Annotated in this window: 22 protein-coding genes; 8 read left to right on the top strand and 14 right to left on the bottom strand. The window is 64.6% G+C overall.

What is annotated here, in order from left to right; all coding sequences use genetic code 11:
- Positions 1-44 precede the first annotated feature (44 nt).
- The 4 genes from AC1DDA_RS10005 to AC1DDA_RS09990 form a co-directional block, all read right to left on the bottom strand.
- Positions 45-716: a dioxygenase family protein gene (locus tag AC1DDA_RS10005; RefSeq protein WP_476795631.1), complete on the bottom strand. Its 672-nt coding sequence runs from the start codon at positions 714-716 to the stop codon at positions 45-47.
- Positions 717-735: 19 nt separating this feature from the next.
- On the bottom strand, positions 736-1365 hold the full coding sequence (gene pcaG / locus AC1DDA_RS10000; RefSeq protein ID WP_476795630.1) for a protocatechuate 3,4-dioxygenase subunit alpha: 630 nt from the start codon (positions 1363-1365) through the stop codon (positions 736-738).
- 134 nt (positions 1366-1499) lie between these two features.
- Complete coding sequence (locus tag AC1DDA_RS09995; RefSeq protein WP_476795629.1) at positions 1500-2999, bottom strand: tripartite tricarboxylate transporter permease; 1500 nt, start codon at positions 2997-2999, stop codon at positions 1500-1502.
- The gene (locus AC1DDA_RS09990) at positions 2996-3490 is read right to left on the bottom strand and encodes a tripartite tricarboxylate transporter TctB family protein (RefSeq protein ID WP_476795628.1); all 495 of its coding nucleotides are present in this window, start codon (positions 3488-3490) and stop codon (positions 2996-2998) included. Before AC1DDA_RS09990 ends, AC1DDA_RS09995 begins: the two co-directional genes overlap by 4 nt.
- Positions 3491-3613: 123 nt before the next feature.
- Between AC1DDA_RS09990 and AC1DDA_RS09985 the strand changes: the two genes are divergently transcribed.
- A complete protein-coding gene (locus AC1DDA_RS09985; protein ID WP_476795627.1) occupies positions 3614-4693 on the top strand; it encodes a mandelate racemase/muconate lactonizing enzyme family protein in 1080 nt (359 codons plus the stop codon).
- On the opposite strand, the gene AC1DDA_RS09980 is transcribed toward AC1DDA_RS09985, so the two are convergent.
- A complete protein-coding gene (locus AC1DDA_RS09980; protein ID WP_476795626.1) occupies positions 4694-5671 on the bottom strand; it encodes a Bug family tripartite tricarboxylate transporter substrate binding protein in 978 nt (325 codons plus the stop codon).
- A 131-nt stretch (positions 5672-5802) separates the two neighbouring features.
- A complete protein-coding gene (locus tag AC1DDA_RS09975; RefSeq protein WP_476795625.1) occupies positions 5803-6816 on the bottom strand; it encodes an amino acid ABC transporter substrate-binding protein in 1014 nt (337 codons plus the stop codon).
- 268 nt (positions 6817-7084) lie between these two features.
- Between AC1DDA_RS09975 and AC1DDA_RS09970 the strand changes: the two genes are divergently transcribed.
- The 6 genes from AC1DDA_RS09970 to AC1DDA_RS09945 are packed head-to-tail and all read left to right on the top strand — an operon-like array spanning position 7085 to position 11999.
- Entirely contained in the window at positions 7085-7711 is a 627-nt protein-coding gene (locus tag AC1DDA_RS09970; RefSeq protein ID WP_441512811.1) for a glutathione S-transferase family protein, read from the top strand.
- Positions 7704-8909 carry a CaiB/BaiF CoA transferase family protein gene (locus AC1DDA_RS09965; protein ID WP_476795624.1) on the top strand — a complete coding sequence of 402 codons (1206 nt, stop codon included), beginning with the start codon at positions 7704-7706 and terminating at the stop codon, positions 8907-8909. The genes AC1DDA_RS09970 and AC1DDA_RS09965 overlap by 8 nt, the downstream gene beginning before the upstream one ends.
- A gap of 11 nt (positions 8910-8920) precedes the next feature.
- On the top strand, positions 8921-9535 hold the full coding sequence (locus AC1DDA_RS09960) for a carboxymuconolactone decarboxylase family protein (RefSeq protein ID WP_476778726.1): 615 nt from the start codon (positions 8921-8923) through the stop codon (positions 9533-9535).
- Complete coding sequence (locus tag AC1DDA_RS09955) at positions 9528-10403, top strand: amidohydrolase family protein (RefSeq protein ID WP_476795623.1); 876 nt, start codon at positions 9528-9530, stop codon at positions 10401-10403. Before AC1DDA_RS09960 ends, AC1DDA_RS09955 begins: the two co-directional genes overlap by 8 nt.
- Before the next feature lie 36 nt (positions 10404-10439).
- Positions 10440-11219, top strand: coding sequence for an enoyl-CoA hydratase/isomerase family protein (locus AC1DDA_RS09950; protein WP_476795622.1), 780 nt, complete (start codon positions 10440-10442; stop codon positions 11217-11219).
- Positions 11220-11999 (top strand): enoyl-CoA hydratase-related protein, encoded by a 780-nt coding sequence (locus AC1DDA_RS09945; protein WP_476795621.1) that lies wholly within the window; start codon positions 11220-11222, stop codon positions 11997-11999.
- Positions 12000-12002: 3 nt separating this feature from the next.
- Here AC1DDA_RS09945 and AC1DDA_RS09940 read toward each other — a convergent pair whose 3' ends face one another.
- Positions 12003-12752: a GntR family transcriptional regulator gene (locus AC1DDA_RS09940; RefSeq protein ID WP_476778722.1), complete on the bottom strand. Its 750-nt coding sequence runs from the start codon at positions 12750-12752 to the stop codon at positions 12003-12005.
- Between the two features lie 174 nt (positions 12753-12926).
- Between AC1DDA_RS09940 and AC1DDA_RS09935 the strand changes: the two genes are divergently transcribed.
- Complete coding sequence (locus AC1DDA_RS09935) at positions 12927-14381, top strand: aromatic amino acid lyase (protein WP_476795620.1); 1455 nt, start codon at positions 12927-12929, stop codon at positions 14379-14381.
- A gap of 239 nt (positions 14382-14620) precedes the next feature.
- Here the strand turns inward: AC1DDA_RS09935 and AC1DDA_RS09930 are convergent, their stop codons facing one another.
- From AC1DDA_RS09930 to AC1DDA_RS09900, 7 genes are all read right to left on the bottom strand, one after another.
- A complete protein-coding gene (locus tag AC1DDA_RS09930) occupies positions 14621-16108 on the bottom strand; it encodes a mannitol dehydrogenase family protein (RefSeq protein ID WP_476795619.1) in 1488 nt (495 codons plus the stop codon).
- Positions 16109-16111: 3 nt separating this feature from the next.
- Positions 16112-16852, bottom strand: coding sequence for a glycerophosphodiester phosphodiesterase family protein (locus tag AC1DDA_RS09925; protein WP_476795618.1), 741 nt, complete (start codon positions 16850-16852; stop codon positions 16112-16114).
- A 30-nt stretch (positions 16853-16882) separates the two neighbouring features.
- On the bottom strand, positions 16883-17773 hold the full coding sequence (locus AC1DDA_RS09920; RefSeq protein ID WP_476795617.1) for an ABC transporter permease subunit: 891 nt from the start codon (positions 17771-17773) through the stop codon (positions 16883-16885).
- Positions 17774-17780: 7 nt separating this feature from the next.
- Positions 17781-18788: an ABC transporter permease subunit gene (locus AC1DDA_RS09915; protein ID WP_476795616.1), complete on the bottom strand. Its 1008-nt coding sequence runs from the start codon at positions 18786-18788 to the stop codon at positions 17781-17783.
- Entirely contained in the window at positions 18772-20085 is a 1314-nt protein-coding gene (locus AC1DDA_RS09910) for an extracellular solute-binding protein (protein WP_476795615.1), read from the bottom strand. The genes AC1DDA_RS09915 and AC1DDA_RS09910 overlap by 17 nt, the downstream gene beginning before the upstream one ends.
- A 156-nt stretch (positions 20086-20241) precedes the next feature.
- Positions 20242-21189 (bottom strand): sugar-binding transcriptional regulator, encoded by a 948-nt coding sequence (locus AC1DDA_RS09905; protein WP_476795614.1) that lies wholly within the window; start codon positions 21187-21189, stop codon positions 20242-20244.
- A gap of 7 nt (positions 21190-21196) precedes the next feature.
- Positions 21197-21874 carry an HAD family hydrolase gene (locus tag AC1DDA_RS09900; protein WP_476778714.1) on the bottom strand — a complete coding sequence of 226 codons (678 nt, stop codon included), beginning with the start codon at positions 21872-21874 and terminating at the stop codon, positions 21197-21199.
- Positions 21875-21932 lie beyond the last annotated feature (58 nt).

Genomic DNA, 21932 nt, shown 5'->3' with positions numbered 1-21932 from the left:
GTTGACACTGCTGCGGCCGGGCCAGGCCGCTATCTGCCGCATGGTCAGTTCTCGAAGTAGCTGGTGTTGCGGCCACCGATCACGATGTCCCATCGGTACAGAGCCTCGCCATCGACGCCCTTCCCGGCGGCCTGTCCGAAATGTCGCGGTTGCGCCTCACCAAGCAGAATGAACATCGGGTCGCGGGCGAGGTGGGGGTCGCCTTCGAAATACATTTGCGCGATCAGGCGGGCCGAGCCGCCACGGACCGAGACATGGACATGCGACGGCCGCCAGCGGTCGATGTCAGGGCGCGCCAGATAGGAGCCGGGCCGAATCGTGCGGAAGCGGTAGCATCCCTGATCGTCCGTCATCGTTCGGCCAAAGCCGAGGAAGTTCGGATCGAGGCGTTCTCGGACGGGATCCTTCACATGGGTGTAGCGACCCCATCTGTTGGCGTTCCAGATCTCGACCAGCGTGTTGCGGACGGGGCGTCCAAACTCGTCGAAGACATGGCCTGAAATCTCGATGACCTCGCCTTCGGCCTGCGGGCGACCGGGCGCGATGCGGCTCAGATCGTTCTCGCCGATCTTGAGGCCCGGCAGATCCGCGACCCACGGAACGAAGCTCCGGCGCGCCGCCTCGGGAATGAGATGCAGGCGTTCGATCGGCACGCGCCGTTCCGCCGCCCCGTCGGTCGGTCCGGGCAGCATCAGGCGTCCTCGGTTCATGATCATGAGCTTGCTCCGCCGCTCGTCAGCTCGAAAGGTCGTCGAAGAATGGAGTCTCGTCCGCACCGCGCATCACGATCGCGATCTCGTAGATCGCGGGGCCGTCATTCGGGGTGGACGTCAGTCTGGCGACGAGTCGGTCGCGCCGCTCCGCCGGGAGGCTTTCCAGCAGGGGGTCGCGAGCGTTCGCTTCGGGCTCGTCGTCGAAGAAGACTTGTGTGACCAGCCGGGTGATCCCGTCGGAGAAGATCGTCAGCGTGATGTGAGGCGCGCGTGCGCCCATGCCATTTCCTGCGACCATCGCGCCAGGCTTGATGGTCTTGAAGCTGAACGGTTCCAGGGTCGTCACCAGCCGGCCGTACCCGTCGAAATACGGGTCGAGCAGAGGGTGGTCCAGCACGTCGGGCATCCGCAGAATTCCGGCCGCGTTCGCCTGCCAGAATTCCAGCAGCGCGTCGTCGACCGGCTGTCCCTCGCAATCGAGAAGGCGTCCCCGCAGGATGATCGGCTTGCCCTGCGGTCCGACGCTGAGCCCGTGATGGAGCCGCGTCAGATCGCTCCGATCGTCGTCGACGAAGGAATAGGGATAGTAGGGGCCAACCGTGTCCTCTGCGAGAGGCGCCAGACGATTGGCGGAGAGAGACGGGCTAGTCATGTCGTTGTCTCCAATCTGGGCGAAAGCGGCCCTCCGCCTTCCGAGGGATGATCCACAGCCTCCAAACCAGCCTGCTGCTGTTCGGGAGGACGGATTGATCGGCTGGCGTTTCCGCTCCTTGCATGCGCACGTCGTTACGCGTCGACCATTCTCGATCGCGTGCGCCGGAACGACGGAACGAGAATCATCACCAGCAATGTGGCAGTCGCCACAAGCAGACCAACGCAGATCGGGCTCGCGAAGATCTGAACCTCTCCCCCGGATATGAGCATCGCGCGCCGCAGGTTTTCCTCCATGGCGGGCCCCAGGATGAAGGCGAGCACCAGCGGCGCAAGGGGGCAATCCAGGAGGGTGAGCACGATGCCGGCCAAGCCGAAAGCAGCCAGCATGGCGACCTCGAAGGGGCTGCTGTTCACCGAGTAGATGCCGATACAGCAGAACAGCAGGATCGCCGGAAACATCAGGCGGTACGGCACCTGCAACAAGCGAACCCATAGGCCGATGAGCGGCAGGTTGATGACGAGCAGCATGAGGTTGCCGACCCACATCGACGCTATCAAGCCCCAGAACAACGCGGGTTGCGCTGAGGACAGATTCGGACTCGGTGCGATACCGTGAATCAGCATGGCACCGGCCATCATCGCCATGACCGAATTGCTGGGGATCCCGAGCGCGAGCATCGGGATGAACGAAGCCTGCGCGCCCGCATTATTGGCAGCCTCGGGGCCTGCCACTCCCTCGATCGCCCCCTGGCCGAATTGCGCGGGCGACGACGACAGTTTCTTCTCCGCCGAATAGGCCGCGAAGGATGCCAGCATCGCGCTGCCTCCGGGGAGGATGCCGAGCACCGCGCCGATACCCGTGCCCCGCAGGGCGGCAGGCCAGGCTCGGCGCCAATCCTCCGCGGTGAGGCGCAATGCGGAGACGGGCTGGGTGCGCCCGCCCTCTTCCTGCGGCCGCGCCAGATTGAGCACGACCTCGGCAATGCCGAAGACCCCCATGGACAGCGCCGCGATGCCGATGCCGTCCCGCAACTCGCCAACGCCGAAGGTGAAGCGGTCAAGGCCAGTGTTGACGTCGGCTCCGACCGATCCGAGCAGCAACCCGAGCAGGATCATCCCGATCGATTTCAGCAGCGACCCTTGCGCGAACACGATGGCGGCGATCAAGCCGAGAACCATCAGGCAGAAATATTCGGCCGGGCCGAAGCGCTGCGCAGCGGTCGTCAGGGCGGGGCTGAAGAAGGCGATCAGCAGCGTCGTGATCGTCCCCGCCATGAAGGAAGAGAGCGCGGCGGTGGCCAGCGCCGTGCCCGCCCGGCCTCGGCGCGCCATCTCGTAGCCATCGAGGCAGGTGACCACGGACGACGATTCCCCCGGCAACCGCATCAGGATGGCCGTGGTCGAGCCGCCATATTGCGCTCCGTAATAGATGCCGGCCAGCATGATCAGGGCGCCGGTCGGCTCGAGGTAATAGGTGAGCGGCAACAGCATCGCCATGGTGGCGATCGGCCCCAGGCCGGGCAGGACGCCGATCAAGGTTCCGATCAGCGCGCCGAGAAAGCAGTACCAGAGATTGATCGGGGTTGCCGCGACGGCCAGCCCGCCGGCGATGGAGGAAAGGATATCGCTCACAGCGGCCAGACCTGAACCGAGAGCCTGAGAACGTAACCGAAGAGCAAAGCGGCAACGCCTGCGAAGATCACCGCGACGACCGGCACCTCCCGCCAGCGCGCTTGCGGATCACCGAGTGCAGCCGCCAGGACGCAAGCGAGGCAGGCGACAAACAGGCCGGCGCGCTCCACCAGCATGCCGAACAGAAGAATCGCCAGGCAGACACCGCTCGCAGCGCGCAACGGGAAGGCTGGCCATCGCCGCGGGCGCCATCCTGCTCCCTTGATAACGAGCAGGAGCCCTGTGACCAGCAAACCCGCGGCGATGGCCCGCGGAATATAGCCGGGGCCCATGTCGAGCGAGCTCCCGGCCGGATAGTCCCGACCGATGAAGAGCGCCGCGAGCCCCAATAGGCCCAGCATCAGCCCAGCCGCGAGATCGCTCCCCGAGCTCGCCGCCTCCGGGCCGGCCGCTGCCAAGCTCTGCGGGGCGACTTCGTTCTGCTCTTGCATGACCTTTCGCTCCGGGAAAAGGCGCCTGCTCTCATTGTGCCTATAGACTAGTTTTATATACTATTGCTAGGCAGGCAAGCCAGTCGATGGCATATGCGTCGTGCGGAACGTTCGGGAGGCCAGATGCCCATCCAGACCATCAGGACGGTCGCGATCGACCAGCGGCTGACGGACCCCGAATGGCGCTTTGCGCAGGGGCCGCTCGCGGGGATACGGGGCTTCGCCATCGTCATAACGGACGCGCGAGGCGTGGAGGGCCATGGCTACATCCGCGCGATGCCGCCATGGACGGAGCCCGTCGCCGTGGTGAAGGCGAGCTTCGATCATCTCTGCGAGGGCCTGGTCGGACAGGACGAGACCGCGATCGGCGCCATCATGGACGGGCTGGATCGACGGCTGCATGGCGCGCTGCCGGTAAAGGCCGGAATCGAGTGCGCTTTGCTCGACCTGCGTGCCCGTGCGCTCGGCGTGCCCTTGCACGATTTGTATGGCGGTAAGCGGCAGGAGAGCTTCGCCAATACCCGCATCATTCCCCTGAAATCGCCGCAGCGCATGGCCGAGGTTGCCGTGGAGTTGGTGGAGGCCGGCTTCAGGCACCTGAAGGTCAAGGTTTCCGGCGAGCCGGAACTCGATATCGCACGTGTCCGCGATGTGCGCTCGGCGGTCGGGCAGGATATCGCGCTGATGATCGATGCCAACGAGTCCTACCCGCCCAAGCTGGCGGTGCGCACCATCAACGCCATGGCCCGCTTCGGCCTGGAACTCGTCGAGCAGCCCACCTCGGCCCGCGATTTCAGGAGCCTGATCGCAGTGGCCTCTGCGCTCGACATTCCGGTCGAGGCTGATGAGAGCGCCCAGGATCTGCAGTCGATCCTGAGGATCGTCGAGGCCGGCCATGTGGCGTCGATCAATCTGCGCATTCTCAACCATGGTGGCCCGAGCCGCACCGCGCAGGCGATCGCGATCTGCCGCGCCGCGAATGTCGACTTCCGCTTCGGCGCGGTCTTCGGCTCGAGTATCGTTCATGCCCATACGCTGCATCTCGCGGCGAGCCTGCCGCCTCCGCGCTTTCCGCACGAATTCTCCGAGATGGCGTTGCTGGACAACGACCTTTTCTCGGGGCTGAAGCTGGAGGCGGGGACAGTCGCCGTGCCGGATGGTGTCGGGACGGGGCTCGTGTTCAGCGGGCGAGGCGCCGGCTGATCAATCGAATTTGAGCCCCGCCTTGGCGATGATCTCGGCATAGATGTCGCGATCCTGCGCCACCGTCTTTCCGAAATCGGCAGCCGGCTGATAGGCTGGCTCGCCGCCGAGGCCGCGCAGCTTCTCCTGCGTCGCAGGATCGGCCATGACCCGTGCCAGCGTCACGTTGAGCTTGTCTGCGACTGTCCCCGGCATGTGCGCAGGGCCGACGAGGCCAACCCAGGAATGAGCGACGAACTGCGGAAAGCCGCTCTCCTTCATCGTCGGGACATCCGGGAATTCCGGCGAGCGCTTCTCGTTGGTGGTGGCGAGGATGCGGATCTTTCCGGCCTTGGCGAGTTCGCCGAGTTCGCCGCCGATCATCAGCGGGATATGCCCAGCCACGATATCGTTCAATGCCGGGCCGCTGCCGCGATAGGGGACATGCTTGAGCGCGGCGCCCGACGCGATGCTGACGAGTTCGCCCGCCAGATGGCTATAGGTTCCGACGCCGCTGGAGGCATAGCCGATGCTGTTCGGCTTTTGCTTCGCGAGCGCCACGAGTTCCGCCATCGACTTGGCCGGGAGGCCGGGATAGACGCCGATGAAGGTAAAGCCTTCGATAAGCCGCGCCACGGGTGTGAAATCCTTGACGGGGTCGTAGGGCAGCTTCTTGTCGACATTGGGCAGGATCGACAACACGCCGGCCGAGCAGAGGAGCAGCACATGGCCGTCGGGCTGCGCCTTCGCGACGAAGTCCGCGCCCGTGGCACCTCCGGCGCCGGGGCGGCTCTCGACCAGGAAGGGCTGGCCCAGATCCTTGCTGAGAGCATCCGCGATCAAGCGCGCAACGGCCTCGACGCGCCCGCCCGGCGCGAAAGGAACGATCATGCGGACAGGTTTCGTCGGATAGCTCTGGGCGGCGGCCTCCGTCGCTGCGGTGCCCAGCAAGGCGGCGATGATGGCCAGGAATTTCAAGCTCGGCGCACTGATCTTCACGTTTCCCCTCCTGTTTTCGTTCTTGGATTAGCTTGGCGCTCGACTTGGCGCGGGCGCCCCGTCGCCACCAGGAGCGAAAGGGTGATCGCGCCCTGCCTTTCACAGGGCGTTTCAGGAAGCAGCTTGCTCTGTCAGCGAACCGGCGGGGCGTATTGCAGGCCGCCCTTCGACCAGAGGTTGTTGGCGCCGCGCGGAATGCCCAGCGGCGACGCCGGCCCGAGATATTTCTCGTAGCTCTCGCCGTAGTTTCCGACCTGCTTGACGATCCGGTAGGCCCAGTCCTTCGTCAGCCCGAGGCCCTCGCCGAGATTGCCCTCGACGCCGAGGAAGCGCTTGATCTCCGGATTGGCCGATTTGAGCTGATCGTCGACATTGCCCGAGGTCAGGCCGAGCTCCTCGGCATTGACCATCGCGTAATGCGTCCAGCGGACGATATTGGCCCAGGCTTCGTCGCCGCGACGGACGGCCGGTCCGAGCGGCTCCTTCGAGATGAGCTCCGGCAGGATCACGAAATCCTGTCCATTGGCGATTTTCAGCCGGTAGGCGTAGAGCGCCGATGCATCGGTGGTGAAGACGTCGCAGCGGCCGGCCTCAAACGCCTTGATGGCCTCATCGCCCGAAGCGAAGCTCACTGGCTCGTATTTCAGCCCGTTCTTCTGGAAGAAATCGGCGATGTTCAGTTCCGTCGTCGTGCCGCCCTGGACGCAGACGGTCGCGCCGCCCAAATCCTTCGCGGATTTGATGCCCAGCGACTTTTTGACCATCAGCGCCTGGCCGTCGAAATAGGTGATCGCCGAGAAGGACAAGCCGAGCGTCGTGTCGCGCGATAGCGACCAGGTGGTCTGGCGCGAGAGCACATCGACCTCGCCGGATTGCACGACCGCGAAGCGATCCTTGGGGTTGAGCGAGATGTACTTGACCTTGCCGGCATCGTTCAGGACCGCCGCCGCGACGGCACGGCAGAGATCAACATCGAGCCCGCCCCACTGGCCTTGCCCATTCGGCAGCGAGAAGCCGGGAACGCCCGGGCTCGTCCCGCAGATCAGCTCGCCGCGCTCCTTGACCTTCTCGAGCGTCCCGGCCTGAGCCGCCGCAGCTGATACCAAGGCAGCCGCTACCCCAAGAACAACCTGCAGTGCCTTCATTCTCTCCTCCCGAACATTTTAAAAAGGCCATAAGACTAGCCTATTGTCACCCTATCGCTCCGTCAACTGGGCGACCAATGCCGAATCCGAACGATGCGCCCCCGGATTGCGGTGGGTTCAGGAGATATAAGTTTCGATTTTTAGTTGGATTCTCTGGCTTTTCCGCCTTTGCGTGACACCGCCGCTGCGCTCGACAGGAAAGATCGCGGTTGATATAGGCCATAAAGCTGACTTAATAGATCGATGCCAATCGAGCCGAGAGCATGCAATGGGCGACATGACACTTCACTGGTCTCCTCGATCGCCGTTCGTACGAAAGGTGATGGTGGCCGCGCATGAGCTGGGCCTCACCGATCGACTGACGCTGCGACGCACGGTCGTCCAGATGACGAAGCCGAACCCGGATCTGCTGCCCGACAATCCGCTGAGCAAGATCCCGACGCTGGTCCTGGCCGATGGTTCGGTCCTGATCGATTCCGGCCTGATCTGCGAGTATCTCGATTCACTGGCCGGTGGCGGCGTCATCGTTCCCGCCAAGGGGCCGGAGCGCTGGAGCGAGCTCAGCCGGCATGCGCTCGCGACCGGGCTTCTCGACCTGCTCATCCTCTGGCGCAACGAGCGCAACAAGCCTGCCGAGCGGCAGACGGCGGAATGGCTGACGAGCTTCGCCACCAAGGCTGCGGCTACTCTTGCGCGTTTCGAGAGCGAAGCCGGGCCGATCGCGCCGGGACCGCTGCCGCTTTCGGGCATCGCGCTCGGCTGCTGCCTGTCCTATCTCGACTTTCGCTACGCGGATTTCGATTGGCGGGCGACGCATCCCCGGCTTGCGCAATGGCATGGCGCCTTCCGCCAGCGCCCGTCGGCCGTCGCCACCGAGGTCAGGGACGATGGCTGAAACCCGGCGCCAGGGCCCTCTCAGCCATGTCCGTGTCCTCGATCTCAGCCGGATCATGGCCGGGCCATGGGCGACCCAGATCCTGGCCGATCTCGGCGCCGACGTCATCAAGGTCGAGCGGCCGGAAGCTGGCGACGACACGCGCGCCTGGGGTCCGCCCTTCCTCAAGGACGATGCCGGCAACCCGACCAGCGAAGCCGGCTATTATCTTTCGGTGAACCGCGGAAAGCGCTCGATTACCGTCGATATCACCAGCCCGAAGGGGCAGGACGTCGTGCGCCGGCTGGCCGCCAAGAGCGACATCGTCGTCGAGAACTACAAGGTCGGGACGCTCAAGCGTTATGGCCTCGACTACGAAGCACTCAAGACGATCAATCCGCGGCTGATCTTTGCCTCGGTGACCGGCTTCGGGCAGAGCGGCCCGCGCAAATCCGCTGCGGCCTACGATTTCGCAATCCAGGCCATGGGCGGCCTGATGAGCGTCACCGGCGAACGCGACGGCATGCCCGGCGCCGGACCGCAGAAGGTCGGCGTTCCCATCGTCGACATCATGACCGGCATGTACACGGCCGTGGGCGTGCTCGCGGCGCTGGTCAGGCGCAACGAGACCGGCAAGGGTGACAATATCGATCTCGCCATGCTGGATGTTCAAACCGGCTTCCTTGCCAACCAGGCGATGAACTGGCTGATCTCGGGGCGTGCGCCGGTGCGCGGCGGCAATCGCCACCCCAATATCCAGCCCCAGGACGTCTTTCCCTGCGCCGATGGCTTCATCGTTCTGGCGGTCGGCAATGATGGGCAGTTCGCCAAGCTTTGTGAGGCATTGGGCGAGCCGCAATGGGCGCATGACGCGCGCTTCGCCAGCAATCCGGCCCGCGTGACCAACCATTCCCTGCTCGATCCGTTGCTGCGTGCGGCCTTTGGCCGTTTCAACCGCGACACGCTCATCGCCATGCTCGATGCTGCCGGGGTTCCTTGCGCGCCCATCAACACGGTGCCGGAAGTGTTCGACGACCCGCAAGTCAGGCATCGGGGCATGCTACGCCAATTGCCCCACGCGCTGGCAGGCAAGGTTCCGCAGGTCGTCAGCCCGCTGAACTTCGAGAACGAACCCCTCTCGTTCGATCGCCCCCCGCCCTTGCTGGGGGAGCATACCGACGAGATTCTTCGCGATATCGGCCTGGCCGAACAAGCTTGATGGAAGACAGAATGGGGCGCCTCCACCTCCCGGCCGTCGATGAGCTGACGACGGATCAGCGCAAGGTCTATGACGAGGTTGTATCCGGGCCGCGCGGGCGATTGATCGGGCCGCTGCGAGCGGTGATTCACAGCCCGGAACTCGCCACGCGCTGGTCCAGGCTCGGCGAGTTCCTGCGCTATTCGACGCTGTTGCCGGCCAAGCTCAACGAGCTCGCCATCATCGTCGTTGGCCGCCACTGGAACAGCCAGCTCGAATTCCACATCCATGCGGAAGCGGCGAAGGTCGCGGGCCTGGGTGCGGACTGCATCGAGGCCATCCGGCTGGGCCAGGCGCCGGTCTTCGTCGCGGATGAGGAGCGGGAGATCTATGAATATGCCCGCCTGCTCGTGCAGACCGGCACCGTTCCCGACGACGTGCATGAAGCAATCGTCGATCGGTGGGGACCGCGTGGTGCCGTCGAACTCACGGGCGTGATCGGCTACTACACGATGGTGTCGATGACGCTGAATGCACATGGAATCCCGCTGCCGGACGGAGCGGCTCCGCCTCTGCCCGAGCTGCAGGATGGACCGACACGCTTGCCTGCCTCCATACGCGTGGCCGAGGACGCCGGCCGTGACTGAAACAGTTGCTCCGAGATCGCATCGCGCCCCCGGTTGGAAACTTCCGGCCGGGGCCTACGACTGCCATGCGCATGTCTTCGGCCCCTATGAGCGTTTCCCGGTATCGCACCAGATGCATTATGCGGCGCCCCTGGCTCCGGCGGCAGCGCATAGCGACATGCTGGAACGCACCGGCCTGACCCATGGCGTCCTCGTCCAGCCTGGCGCCTATGGCGAAGACCCCTCCGCGATCCTCGATGCCTTGGCGCAGGGCGAGGGGCGTCTGCGCGGCATCGCTGCTGCGAGCGAGCGGGTCCCGCAGGCCGATCTCGATGCCTGGCACGCCGCGGGCATTCGCGGCCTGCGCTTCAATGACATGATTGTGCCCGGCGGCACCGGCCCGTTCCCGGGCTCGGTCGGCACCGGAGCTCTCGCAGCCATGGCGCCCGGCATGCAGGCGAGAGGCTGGCATGCGGAAATCTGGGCCGGGATAGACCGGCACGTCGCGAACCTGCCGCTCTACCGCGCCAGCGGCATTCCTATCGTGCTGGACCATATGGCCGGCCTGCAGATCGCGCGCGGGCTGGGCGATCCGTCGTTCCGGGCGATCTTGGACGCACTTCAAGAGGGCTGGCTCTGGATCAAGCTCGTGCTGTGCCGCTGCTCGCAGGATTTTCCGGATTATGCCGATGTCCGGCCGTTCCATGACGCCCTCATCGCGGCAAACCTCGGACGTGTGGTCTGGGGCTCGGACTGGCCACATCTGCGCCTTGCCGAGCGGGCTCCCGATATCGGGCATCTGCTCGATCTCTTCGCGGAATGGGTTCCGGATGCCGAATTGCGGCGCCAGATTCTCGTCGACAATCCCCGCGCGCTCTACGGGTTCTGATGCCGGCCCCCGGCCGCGTTCGATACGGAGTTTCAGATGGCCAACGCCCTTGAATGCCTGACGGTCGACGTCAGCGAATTCGTCGCGACGGTGACGATCGACCGGCCGCCGGTCAACGCGCAGAACCGCCAGTTCCGGGAGGAGATCGTCGCCGTCTTCGATGGCCTCAGCGACCGCGCCGACGTGCGGGCGATCGTGCTGACCGGCGCCGGCAAGACCTTCTCCGCCGGTGCCGACCTGAAGGAACGGCCCGGCCTGGCCGAGGAGCCGGGCGCCTATCCGCGCCATAACCGCCTCGTGCGCGCGTCCTTCGACACGGTGATGGAGTGCTCCAAGCCCGTCATCGCTGCGGTCAATGGTGCCGCGATAGGCGCGGGCTGCGTGCTGGCCTTGTGCTGCGACATCATCCTCGTGGCGGAGGAAGGCTTCTTCGCGATGACCGAGGTCGATGTTGGGCTCGCGGGCGGTGTCAGCCATGTCAGGCGATTCTTCCGGGAATCCGACGCACGGATGCTAGTCTATACGGCGCGCCGGGTACGCGGCTCGGAGCTCTATCGGATGGGCGTCGCCTCGGATTGCGTGCCGGCCGAGCGGCTGCTCGGGCTGGCACAGGAGATTGCGCGCGAGATCGCCTCGAAGAGCCCTTCGGCCGTCCAGGCTGCCAAGCGATCCTTCAACGTCACCGAGGGCCTCGAACTGCGCGACGGCTATCGCTTCGAGCAGTCGCAGACTGTGGCGCTGGCTTCCTCCGAGGATACGAAGGAGGCGCAGCGCGCCTTTGCCGAGAAGCGCAAGCCGGTCTTCGGGAGACGCTAGATGGACCCGGCCGAAGCCGTCGCCGTTCAGCATGTCTCCGATGGCGTCGCGGTCGTCACGCTGAACCGCCCGGAGCGCCGCAACGCCCTGAACCTCGAGATCAAGACGCGCATTGCCGACGCGATCCTGCGGCTTGAGGCCGATGCGGGCGTGCGCGTCATCGTCATGACCGGCGCGGGCGGCTACTTCATCGCCGGCACGGATATCGCCGAGATGGAGTCGATGAGCCCGGCCCGGCACCAGGCGCTTGAAACAGACCGGATGTTCACGGTGCTGAGAAGATGCCCGAAGATCCTGATCGCGGCCGTCGAGGGCTATGCCCTGGGCGGTGGCTGCGAGACGGCCCTGTGCTGCGACATGATCGTCGCCGGCGAAGGCGCGCGTTTCGGCCAGCCGGAAATCCGTGTCGGCGTCATGCCCGGCGCCGGCGGGACGCAGCGTCTTCTGCGGACCATCGGCAAATACCGTACCATGAAGCTGGCTCTGACGGGCGAGCCGCTGACTGCGAGCGAGGCTTTCCAGGCGGGCCTGCTTTCGGAGATCGTACCCGACGGGAGCGCCCTCGAGCAGGCTCTGACACTTGCCAGGACCGTAGCTGCGATGCCGCCGCTCTCCGTCCTGGCGATCAAGGAGGTCGTGCAGCTCGGGCAGGACGTGCCCCTGGAGACGGCGCTCGCGCTGGAGCGCAAGGCCTTCGTCCAGCTTTTCGACACGCAGGACCAAAAAGAGGGAATGCGTGCCTTTCTGGAAAAACGCCCACCTCAATTCAAGGGAAGCTGAGCGCTAGCGCAGCTTCACATCGAATTTCACGACATCCCCGCGATAGATGCCCTTCGCATCGAGCACCAGCATGCCATCCTGGTCCAAGGCCTGCCGATGGACGAAGGCGACCGGCGAATCCAGGGAAATCCCGAGCGCCTCGCTGGTCTCGATATCGGCCGTGCCTATGGTCAGCGTTTGGCGCGCATCCATGATCTCGACCCCCTCGACTTCGGAGACCAGGCGCAGGGCCGTCTTCGATTCGAGATCACGCTGGGCCATGCGGTCGCGAAGCCGTTCATCGATATGGAGATCGGCCAGGAGGAAGGGCTGCCCATGCCGCCAATGACGGCGCCGGACATGCCGGTAGGCCGGAGCGAGGGTCCCGATCTGCCCCTCGAAGCCATGGAGGATCGCATCGGGCTCGTCATGGAGAATCTCAATCGTCGCGTCGTAGTTCGGGCGCAGCAGCCCCGACCAGTCGGTGCCGACCTCACACCACAGGTTCTCCGCCGGACGCCGGCGCACGAACGTTCCCCGCGCCCGGTAGCGCTCGATCAGCTGCTCGTCTTCGAGCAGATCCAGCGCCTGGCGGATTGTCGCCCGCGCCACCCCGCATTCGGTCGAAAGCTCGTCGACGGTCGGGATCTGCGCGCCGACCTGCCACTGCCCGGCCTCGATCCGGCGCCGAAACAACGTGGCGAGCTGATGATAGCGGGAAATGCCCGTTCGTTTGAATTCCAACGGCTTCGAAGAAACGCTGCGGACGATCATGCGGCTCCCAATGTGGCCTGAGATATTCGGCAGGGTATCGCAATACCCTGCAGTTGACGAGCCGGGGGCGCGATATTAATCCGATTAACTAGCTTATTGTCCTTTTGATGCTCGCCCCGGTGTGATGCTCGCACCCGGATGGCTGATCGTCGCTGACATGCAGGACGGACCATCATGCGGAATATCCTCGAGATCTCCGGCCGAAACCTGAATCCGGCAGGGATCGTCCAGGTCGCCCGGTTAGGGGCGCGGGTGGCTCTCGACAGCGAGGCGATGAAACGCATCGTCCGCGCCCGGGAGGTCGTCGACGAGGTTGTCGGCAAGGGCGAGAAAATCTACGGCGTCACCAGCAGCGTCGGAGCCAAGACCGGCACCGTGCTCGCCCTTGAGCGGATTCCCGAATTCAATCGCCGCCTGCTCCTGACCCACAATATGGGGCACGGCCCCCTTGCCGCGCACGAGACGGTGAGGGCGATGATGGTCGTGCTGCTCAACAGCATGGCGACCGGTTATCTCGGCGTCAGGCCGGTGATGGCCGAGATGCTGGTCGATGCGCTGAACACGGATCGCCGGATCGACGTCCACCTCTGGGGCTCGATGGGCCAGAGCGACATGTCGCCCATCGCCGATCTCGCGCTGGAAATTTACAAGGACCATGACTTCGCCGCCGGGGAAGCCCTTGCCCTGCTGAATTCCAGTGCGCTCTCGATCGGTACGGCGGCTCTCGCTTTCCACGATCTCGCGCGCATGCTCGATTTCGCGACGCTGGCCGGCGCGTTCAGCATGGAGGGCTTTGCCGCCAATCCCTCGATCGTTTCGGAGGCTGCGCTGAATTCCCGCCCCTTCGACGGCGTGCTGCATCATGGCCGTGCGATCCGAAACTATCTGGCCGGCAGCTACCTGATGCAGCCCGGCGGGCCGCGTCATCTCCAGGATCCGCTGAGTTTCCGCTCGCTGCCGCTTCTTCACGGGAACGCTGCAGACAGCCTCGCCTTCGCAGGCAGGCAACTCGCCATCGAATTGAGTGCTAGCCAGAACAATCCGATCGTGGCGATCGAGCAACGCCAATTGGTCTCGGTCGCCAATTTCGACATGGTCGCGCTGGCGATGGCCCTGGATACCGCCCGGCTCGCCATGGTGCCGGTGGTGACCAGCTCGACCGAACGGCTGGCCAAGCAGGCGGACTCATTCTGGTCGGGCTTGAGCGTCGGCCTGATCGAGGAAGACGGCGTCGGCCTGCCGGGCTTCAACGGCCTCGCGCAGTTTCACAAGTCGATCACCTCGGAGGCACGGCTTCTCGGCGCTCCCGTGGTGAGCGAACTCGCGAGCTCCAGTCATTCCAACGGCAATCTCGATCGCGCCAGCATGGCTGGACTTGCAGCCCGCCGTACGGCGGACATGGCCACACTCTGCCGCTCCATCTTCGGCATGGAATTCATGGTGGCGGCGCAAGCCGTCGAGATGCGAGGGGCCAAGCCACTCGGCCTAGCAACTTCTGAGCTATTTGCGTTCGTTAGACGCGCCGTTCCGTATGCAGGCGCCGGGCAACGCGTGCCTCATGCTGGACAACTGATCGACTACCTCGTTGCAAACGATACTGAAATCGACCGCCTAATTGGAATGGCCTAACTCGGGCGCGTTATCGCAAGGGCATGTCCGCTTTCGGGAATTCAGCCAATATTCGGAAGTGGCGCATTTTGTCTGGAAGTGGGGAGGGCAGTTGTGCCCTCCTCAGACATTTGGGAAGTCCAGTTCCGGGCCCGAATGGACGATCTGCTCAAGGTACGACGCGGGGGTGAAACGGCTTCAAAGTTCGACATAGGCCAGGGCCCGCAGCGGCAAGGAAACTCGCCCCGAGCTGGACGTGCCTAAGGGGAACTACGCGATGCGAGATAGTGATCGATGCTCGCGCGGGTTCCTGATTGCCAGATTCTCTGCAGTGTTCCGCCGAACGCTTCCCGGAAGCGTTGATCGTCCGGCAAGTTTCCATAGATGTCCGGCATCTGCAGCCAGGCTTCCGGTTCGAGGCGTGCTCGTCGTGCTTGGGCGTTGAGCCGCGCCCAACTCGGGTCATTCGGCGCGATGGCTTGTCCGCTTTCTGTTTCGCCAAAGCAGTAGCGGCACCACAGGGCACTCACCAGTGTGAGACCGTCAATTGGCCGCCCCGCCTGCAAGGCATCGCGCAGCGTCGGCAGGATAAATTTCGGCTGGCGGTTGGAGCCGTCGAGGCAGAGGCGACGGATGGTGTCGCCGATCTTCGGATTGGCAAAACGTCGTTCGATCGTGCGCTTGTAATCGGCGAGATCGGTATCGGGGACAGGGGGGACGACGGGAATGACTTCGTCATCGAGAAGTGCGGACAGGAAGCGGGCGATCTGGGCGTCCTGCATCGCATCGTGGACGAAATGGATGTCGAGCAGGCCGGCGGGATAGGCGATCGTTGCGTGGCCGCCATTGAGGATGCGGATCTTCATCAGCTCGAACGGCGCGACATCGGCAACGAACTGCACGCCGACCTCTTCGAGGCGAGGGCGCCCGGCCGGGAAATTGTCCTCCAGCACCCATTGCCGGAAATCCTCGCAGAAGACCGGGCGGCTGTCGTCGATGCCGAAATCGTCGCGCAGCGCCTTGCGTTCGCGCTCCGACGTCGCCGGTGTGATGCGGTCGACCATACCATTCGGGAAGGCCACGTTCTCGCGGATCCAGCGCGCGTCGCCGGGGGTGACGAGATCGACGAGGCCGGCAACGGCGTCCACAGTGACGTGCCCGTTGCCAGGCAGGTTGTCGCAGGACATCACCGTGAAGGCCGGCAGGCCGGCCGCGCGCCGCCTTAGCAGTCCGGCGGCGATCAGGCCGAAAGCGGTCTTCGGCGAGGCCAGGCGATCCGCCGCATCGGCGACGATATCGGGATGGCCGGGATCGAAAGCCTGCGTCGCCGGGTCGATGTAGTAGCCGCCCTCAGTGACGGTCAGCGAGACGATGCGCGTGCGGGGATCGACCAGGCGCTCTATGATCGCGGCACTGTCGCCGGGGGGCACGAAATCGATCATCGCGCCGGTGACGCGCGCCTGCGAGTGCTGGGCTTCCTGCGTTACCACCGTGGTCAGGAAATCCTGCGCGGCGAGATCGCGGCCCATCTCGGCGTCGCTTTCGCGCACGCCGGTGCCGACGATCGCCCAGTCACGATCAAGTCCGCACTCGAACAATTCGTCGAGATAGGCGGCCTGATGGGCGCGGTGGAAATTGCCGACACCGATATGGACGATGCCGGGGCCCAACTCGTCTGCATGGTAGCGGGGGACGCGTATGGACGGCCCGAGCTGTCCGAGCGTGGCGCGAGACAGGCGCACCGCCATCTCTCAGCCCTTCCTCGCAGCGCGCAATTGCAGGGCGAGATCGGGGCGGTCGCTGGTGATCTGCGAGATTGGCTGGCCGAGCCAGAAATCGAGTTCGCCCACGGTATTGGGCACCCAGGCGCCGAGCTTGTCGCGGCCGACGATGTCGACGGCGCGATCGACGCTCAGCCGCAGGAGCGACTGCTCGACCGCGATGATGCAGCCGAGATCGACGAAGCGCTGCAAGGTGCGATCGACGCCGCCGAAAGCCTCGCAGGAGCGGCGGTCCACCGAGGCGAGCCTGCGCATGGCGGGCGCCTTGGCCCTGATGTCCTCGATAACCTCCGGGACGAAGCAGGTCAGCACGACGCGCGACGCCATCTTGCGGGCTTCGACCAGCGCGATGACCTTGTCGAGTAGGCCGGGATAGGGATTGCCGAAGGCATCCATCTTCATCTCGATCTCGAGCTCGATCCCAGTCGGACCGAAGATGTCGAGCACCTCCGACAGCGTCGGGATCGTCTCACCGAGCGTGTCGCCGAGCTTCACCTTGGCGATGGCCTCGCGCGAGAGATGCGCGACCGGCCCCTTGTGATCGGTGGTGCGATCGAGCAGCGGGTCATGGATCACCATGATCTCGCCATCGCTGGACAGGTGGACGTCGAGCTCGACCGCGTCGACGCTCAAGGCGCAGACATTGCGGAAGCCGCTCAGGCTGTTCTCCGCCCAGATGTTACGCGCGCCGCGATGACCGATGATCCGCATGTCGATGAGCCCTGCTTGCCTATTGGTCGGTTACTTGCCGGTATCCACCAGCCCCTTCACGAACCAGCGCTGGAGGGCGAGGATGACGAGGGTCGGCGGCAGCATCGTTAGCAAGGCCGCATTCATGAGGAGATGCCACGTCGGCAGCGAGTCGCCCTGTGGCATCAGCTTCTTTAGCCCGATTACTGCATTGGCCATGGTGGGCTCGGTGGTGAGCAGCAGCGGCCAGAGATACTGGTTCCAACCCATCAGGAAGAGGATGATCGCAAGCGCCACGATGTTCGAGCGCGAGAGCGGCAGCAGGATCAGCCGGAAGAACTGCCAGGGCGTCGCGCCGTCGATGCGCGCGGCCTCGCAGAGCTCGTCGGGGATGGTGAGGAAGAACTGGCGGAACAGGAAGGTCGCGGTGGCCGAGGCGATCAGCGGCAGGATCAGGCCCGAATAGGTATTGACGAGGTTCCAGTCGAGGTCGACCAGCGCCCGGATGCCGAGCCAGGAGCCGAGGATGTTGAGCGGCAGGGCGACATTCGCGGCAGATTCGTAGGTTGGCACGATGCGCACCTCGATCGGCAGCATCAGCGACATAAAGATCAGCCAGAAGGCGGTCATCCGGAAGGGGAAGCGGAAATAGGTGACGGCGAAGGCCGCGATGACCGAAACGGCAAGCTTCCCGACGGTGATGCCGGTGGCGATGACGAAGGAGTTGAGCAGCAGCCGGCCGAAATTGGCGCTGCTCAGCACGGTCTGCATGTTCGCGAAGAACTGGCTGCCAGGCAGCCAGGACATCGGCACACGCATGATCTCGGCCTGCGAGAGAGAACCGGTGACGAAGACAAAGTAGATCGGCAGGCAGACGAGCGCGGCCCCTGCGAGCAAGATGAGGTGGCAGATCGCGTCGATGACGGGTGTGCGCTCGTTCATCGCCGCCCTAGACGCTGTAGTTGACGCGGCGCTCCACGAAGTGGAACTGCGTGAAGGTCAGGAAGAGGGCTAGCGCCATCAGCACCACAGATTGCGCGGCGGAGGAGCCGAGATCGAGCGTGACGAAGCCGTCCTGATAGACCTTGTAGACAAGGATCGAGGTAGCGCCGGCCGGGCCGCCGCGCGTGGTCGCGTCGACGATGGCGAAGGTCTCGAACAGCCCGTAGACGAAGTTGATCACGATCAGGAAGAAGAGCGTCGGCGTGATCATCGGCAGCGAGATGCGCAGGAAGCGCTGGATGGGCCCCGCGCCGTCGAGATAGGCGGATTCGAGGATAGACTGGGGCACCGACATCAGCGCCGCGACCAGAAAGATGTAATTGTAGCAGATGTGCTTCCAGGACGCCGCCATGACGATCAGGGCCAGAGCGTGCCAGGAGTTGCGGTTCGGGTCCCAGTCCAACCCCAGGCCCTGCAGCATGTGGGCGACGGGGCCGACGCGGGGGTTGAACAAGAAGGCCAGCATGATGCCGGCGATCGCGGGCGCAATCGCATAAGGCAGCAGGAGCACGGTGCGATAGGCGCCGCGGCCGCGCAGGATATGGTTGGAGGCGAAGGCGAGCAGCAGCGCGACCGACAGGGTCAGCGCGCTCTGCATGATTGTGAAGATCAGCGTGACCTGCGCCGACGACCAGTAGACGTTGCTGCGGAAGAGCCGCTCAAAATTCTGGAAGCCGACCCATTGGGTCGTGGCGCCGAACGGGTCCGTCAGCTGGAAAGCCTGGATCAGCGCCCTGATCGAGGGGATGAAGAAGAACAGCAGCAGGATGAAGAGCTGCGGCGCGAGCAACCAGAAGGGCAGGCGCCATTCCTTGAAATGCGCGCGCTTCAGTCCGCTTTCGCCTTGCGCATCGCCGGCGCCCTGCAGGAACAGGTGCCGCAGCGGCGACCGGAGGCGCAGGCCGCCCAAGCCTGCTGCCTTTGGAAGGCCAGGTGCCTTATTTCTTGCCAGCATTGAGCTGCTCGTAGCGGCGCAGCGACTCGTTACCGCGGGAGACCGCATCGTCGAGCGCCTGCTGCACGGGCTTCTTGCCGAGGAATGCCGCCGAAACCTCTTCCATGATGGCGACATTGATCTGGTTGCTGTTGCCGATGCGGAAGCCGAGTGAATTGTCGCTGGGCGTGCCGCGCATCAGCTGCACCACGGCGATCTCGCGCGTCGGGTTCTTTTGGTAGTAGCCCTCAGCCTTTGCAGCTTCGTAAGCCGCGGTCGTGACCGGGACATAGCCCGTCGCCTGGTGCCACCAGACCTGCGTGTCGGTCCTGGCGAGGAAGTCATAGAAGGCGGCGATCGCCTTGTACTTCTCCGGCGTATGGCCCTTGAGGGTCCAGAGAGCGGCGCCGCCGATGACGCTGTTCTTCGGCGTGACGCCCTGCTCGTACGGCAGCTCGGCTGCGCTCCAGTCGAATTTCGCAGCTGCGACGACGGCGGCATGCGAGGCGGTAGAGGCGATGATGGTCGAGCACTCGCCGGAGGTGAAGAGCTGGATCGGGATGATGCCCTGGCCGGCGAGCTGCATGACGCCGGACGATACGAGGCGCTTCATGCGCTCGACGTGGCCGACGAGCTTGCCCTTGTTAAAGACGAAATTGGTGTCGAGGCCGTCCATGCCGTTGCGGTTGGTCGCATACGGGATGTCGTTCACGGCGCTGTAGTTCTCGAGGAAGCTCCACTCGTAGTCGCCGGGGAGCACCATCGCGCATTTTGACACGCCCTTGGCTTTGATTGCGTCGAGCTGCGGCTCCAGCTCCTGCCAGGTCGTGCCGGGCTTGTCGAAGCCGGCGGCTTTGAAGTGGTCACGGTTGTAGAAAAGGATCGGCGTGGAGGAGTTGAATGGCATCGCCTGCAGCTTGCCGTCGATCGCATAGTAGCTGACGACCGGCGCGATGAATTTCGAGGTATCGATCGGATGGCCTTGCTGCGCCATCAGTTCGCTGGTCGGGAGGATGGCGCCGGAATTGACCATGGTCAGGAAGGAGCGCTCGTTCGACTGCACGATCTCGGGCTGGCGCTTGGCGCGATAGGCCGCGATCGTGCCGTTCAGGACCTCGTCATAGGTGCCCTTGGCGATAGCCTTGACGACATAGTCCTTTTGCGAGTCGTTGAACTTCTTGACCAACTCGTCGACCCGCTCGCCAAGCGCGCCACTCATCGCGTGCCAGAACTCTATTTCAGTCGCTGCCTGCACCGAGCTGAGCCCTGCCAAGAGCAGAGCGCCCGCACCCGCCAACGCACCATAGAAAGGTCGCATGCAAAGCCTCCCTCATCAGTTTTTTTGCGAGCATATGCTCTTTGTTGAAGCATATGCTCGCACACTGGCTTCTCATGTCAACTCTTGGCGACAAGCGGATGACGGTTGCGCGGTGACCGGCGCGCGAGCGGGGAACGGTCGGCCTGGGGAGTGGAGTTAGTCCGCGAGCAGGGCGCGGGCGGTACCCTCGTCGGTAACGAGACCGTTGACGATCTTGCCGGTCAGTGCGGCCCGTAGCGGCGCGACCTTGGCCGGACCCTGGCCGATGCAGATGCGCAGGCGGGCGCTGCCCGGCTCCGGCGGCACGCTGGTGACGCGCAGGTTGGTGCCGCGGTCGAGAAAGCGGCCTTCGGCGTCGAACACCCACCCGGTCACTTCACCAACGGCGCCATGGCGAACCATTTCGAGCAATTCGCTGCGGGTCATGAAGCCGTCCCGATAGAGCACGGCATCCTCGCCGATCTGGCTGATGCCCATCAGCCAGAGATCCGCCTCGCCGGCGATGGTGCGGATACGCCGGATCGACTCGATCTCGACGAGCTGGGCGCGCTCCTCGGGACTCGACACATAAAGTGGCAGCGGCATCGGGAAATGCTGTGCCTTGGTGATCTCGGCGAGCTTGACCAACGTGTCGAAGGGACTGGCCGAGCCATCGGGGGAAATTGTGCCGACCAGCGAAACCAGCCGGTGGAGCGGGCAGGACATCGGGGGGACGCGCTCGATGCTGGCACGCATCGAGCGGCCGGTGCCGAGTGCCATGACCAGCGATTTGCGCGAGCGCAGCCAGCGCTCGATCAGCACGCCGCCGAGCGCGGCGATGCCGGCCGCGCCGGTTTCCGCGGAGCCGTCGGAGGGGGCGACATCGCAATGCAGCAATTCGAAACGATCGCGCAGCCTGGCGGCGAGATCCATGCAGGTGCTGATCGGATGATTCATGCGGAAGCTGATCAGGCCCTCGCTGCGGCAGAGCGAGACGAGGCGCTGGGCCGCCGGGCGCGAAATGTTCAGGATTTGCGCGATATCGTCCTGCGTGCGCCCTGCAATATAGTAGAGCCAGCCGGCCCGAGCTGCGTCGTCGAGGCGGGTGTTGTCGTTCTCGGCCATCGCGTTCTCAGTGAGGCGCCGGCGCGAGCGCGAGCTCCCGCCAGGATTCGAAAAGGCGATCGGCTCCAGCTGCCAGAAGTGCCTGGCGCTGATCCAGCACGGCGAAATGGCTGCCGGCAGCGAGGCCATAGGCGGTCATCCCCGCCGCTTTCGCCGCGGTCACGCCGCTGACGCTGTCCTCGATCACCAGGCAGCGCTCCGGCGCGACGCCGCGCTCGCTCGCGGCAAGAAGAAAGAGGTCCGGTGCCGGCTTGCCGCGCCGCACGCGCGTCGTGCTGAAGATCCGTCCCTCGAACAGGTCCCAGAGCCCGGTCTGGCGCAGGCAGATCTCGATGCGTTCCTCATCGCTCGACGAAGCCACGCAATAGTCGCCGCCGAAGGCTGCGACCGCGTCGCGGACGCCATCGACAGGCTGGAGATCGCTCCTGAAGGCTGCGAAAAGCTGCGCCCGCCAGTTCCGCGTGAAGTCAGCCGAGGCCGGGCGGCCGGTCATTCTCTCGTAATCCTCGACAACGGCGCTGGCCGGCCGCCCGAGATAGCGGCGCATGACCATCTCCAAATCATAGCGCGAGTCGAAGGGCGAGAGAATATCGACGAGGGTTCGGCAACTGATGGTTTCGCTGTCGACGAGTACGCCGTCGCAGTCGAGGATGACAAGGTCGAAGGGCGGGAGCGGAGGGGGCATCGGGCAACAGTCAGTTCGAACGAATGCTCACATGAAGAGCATTCGCCCGACCGCCTGT

Source organism: Allobosea sp. 10N428 (assembly GCF_056394545.1).
The sequence above is the reverse complement of the archived record's forward strand: the minus strand, read 5'-3'. Positions and strand labels throughout refer to the sequence as shown.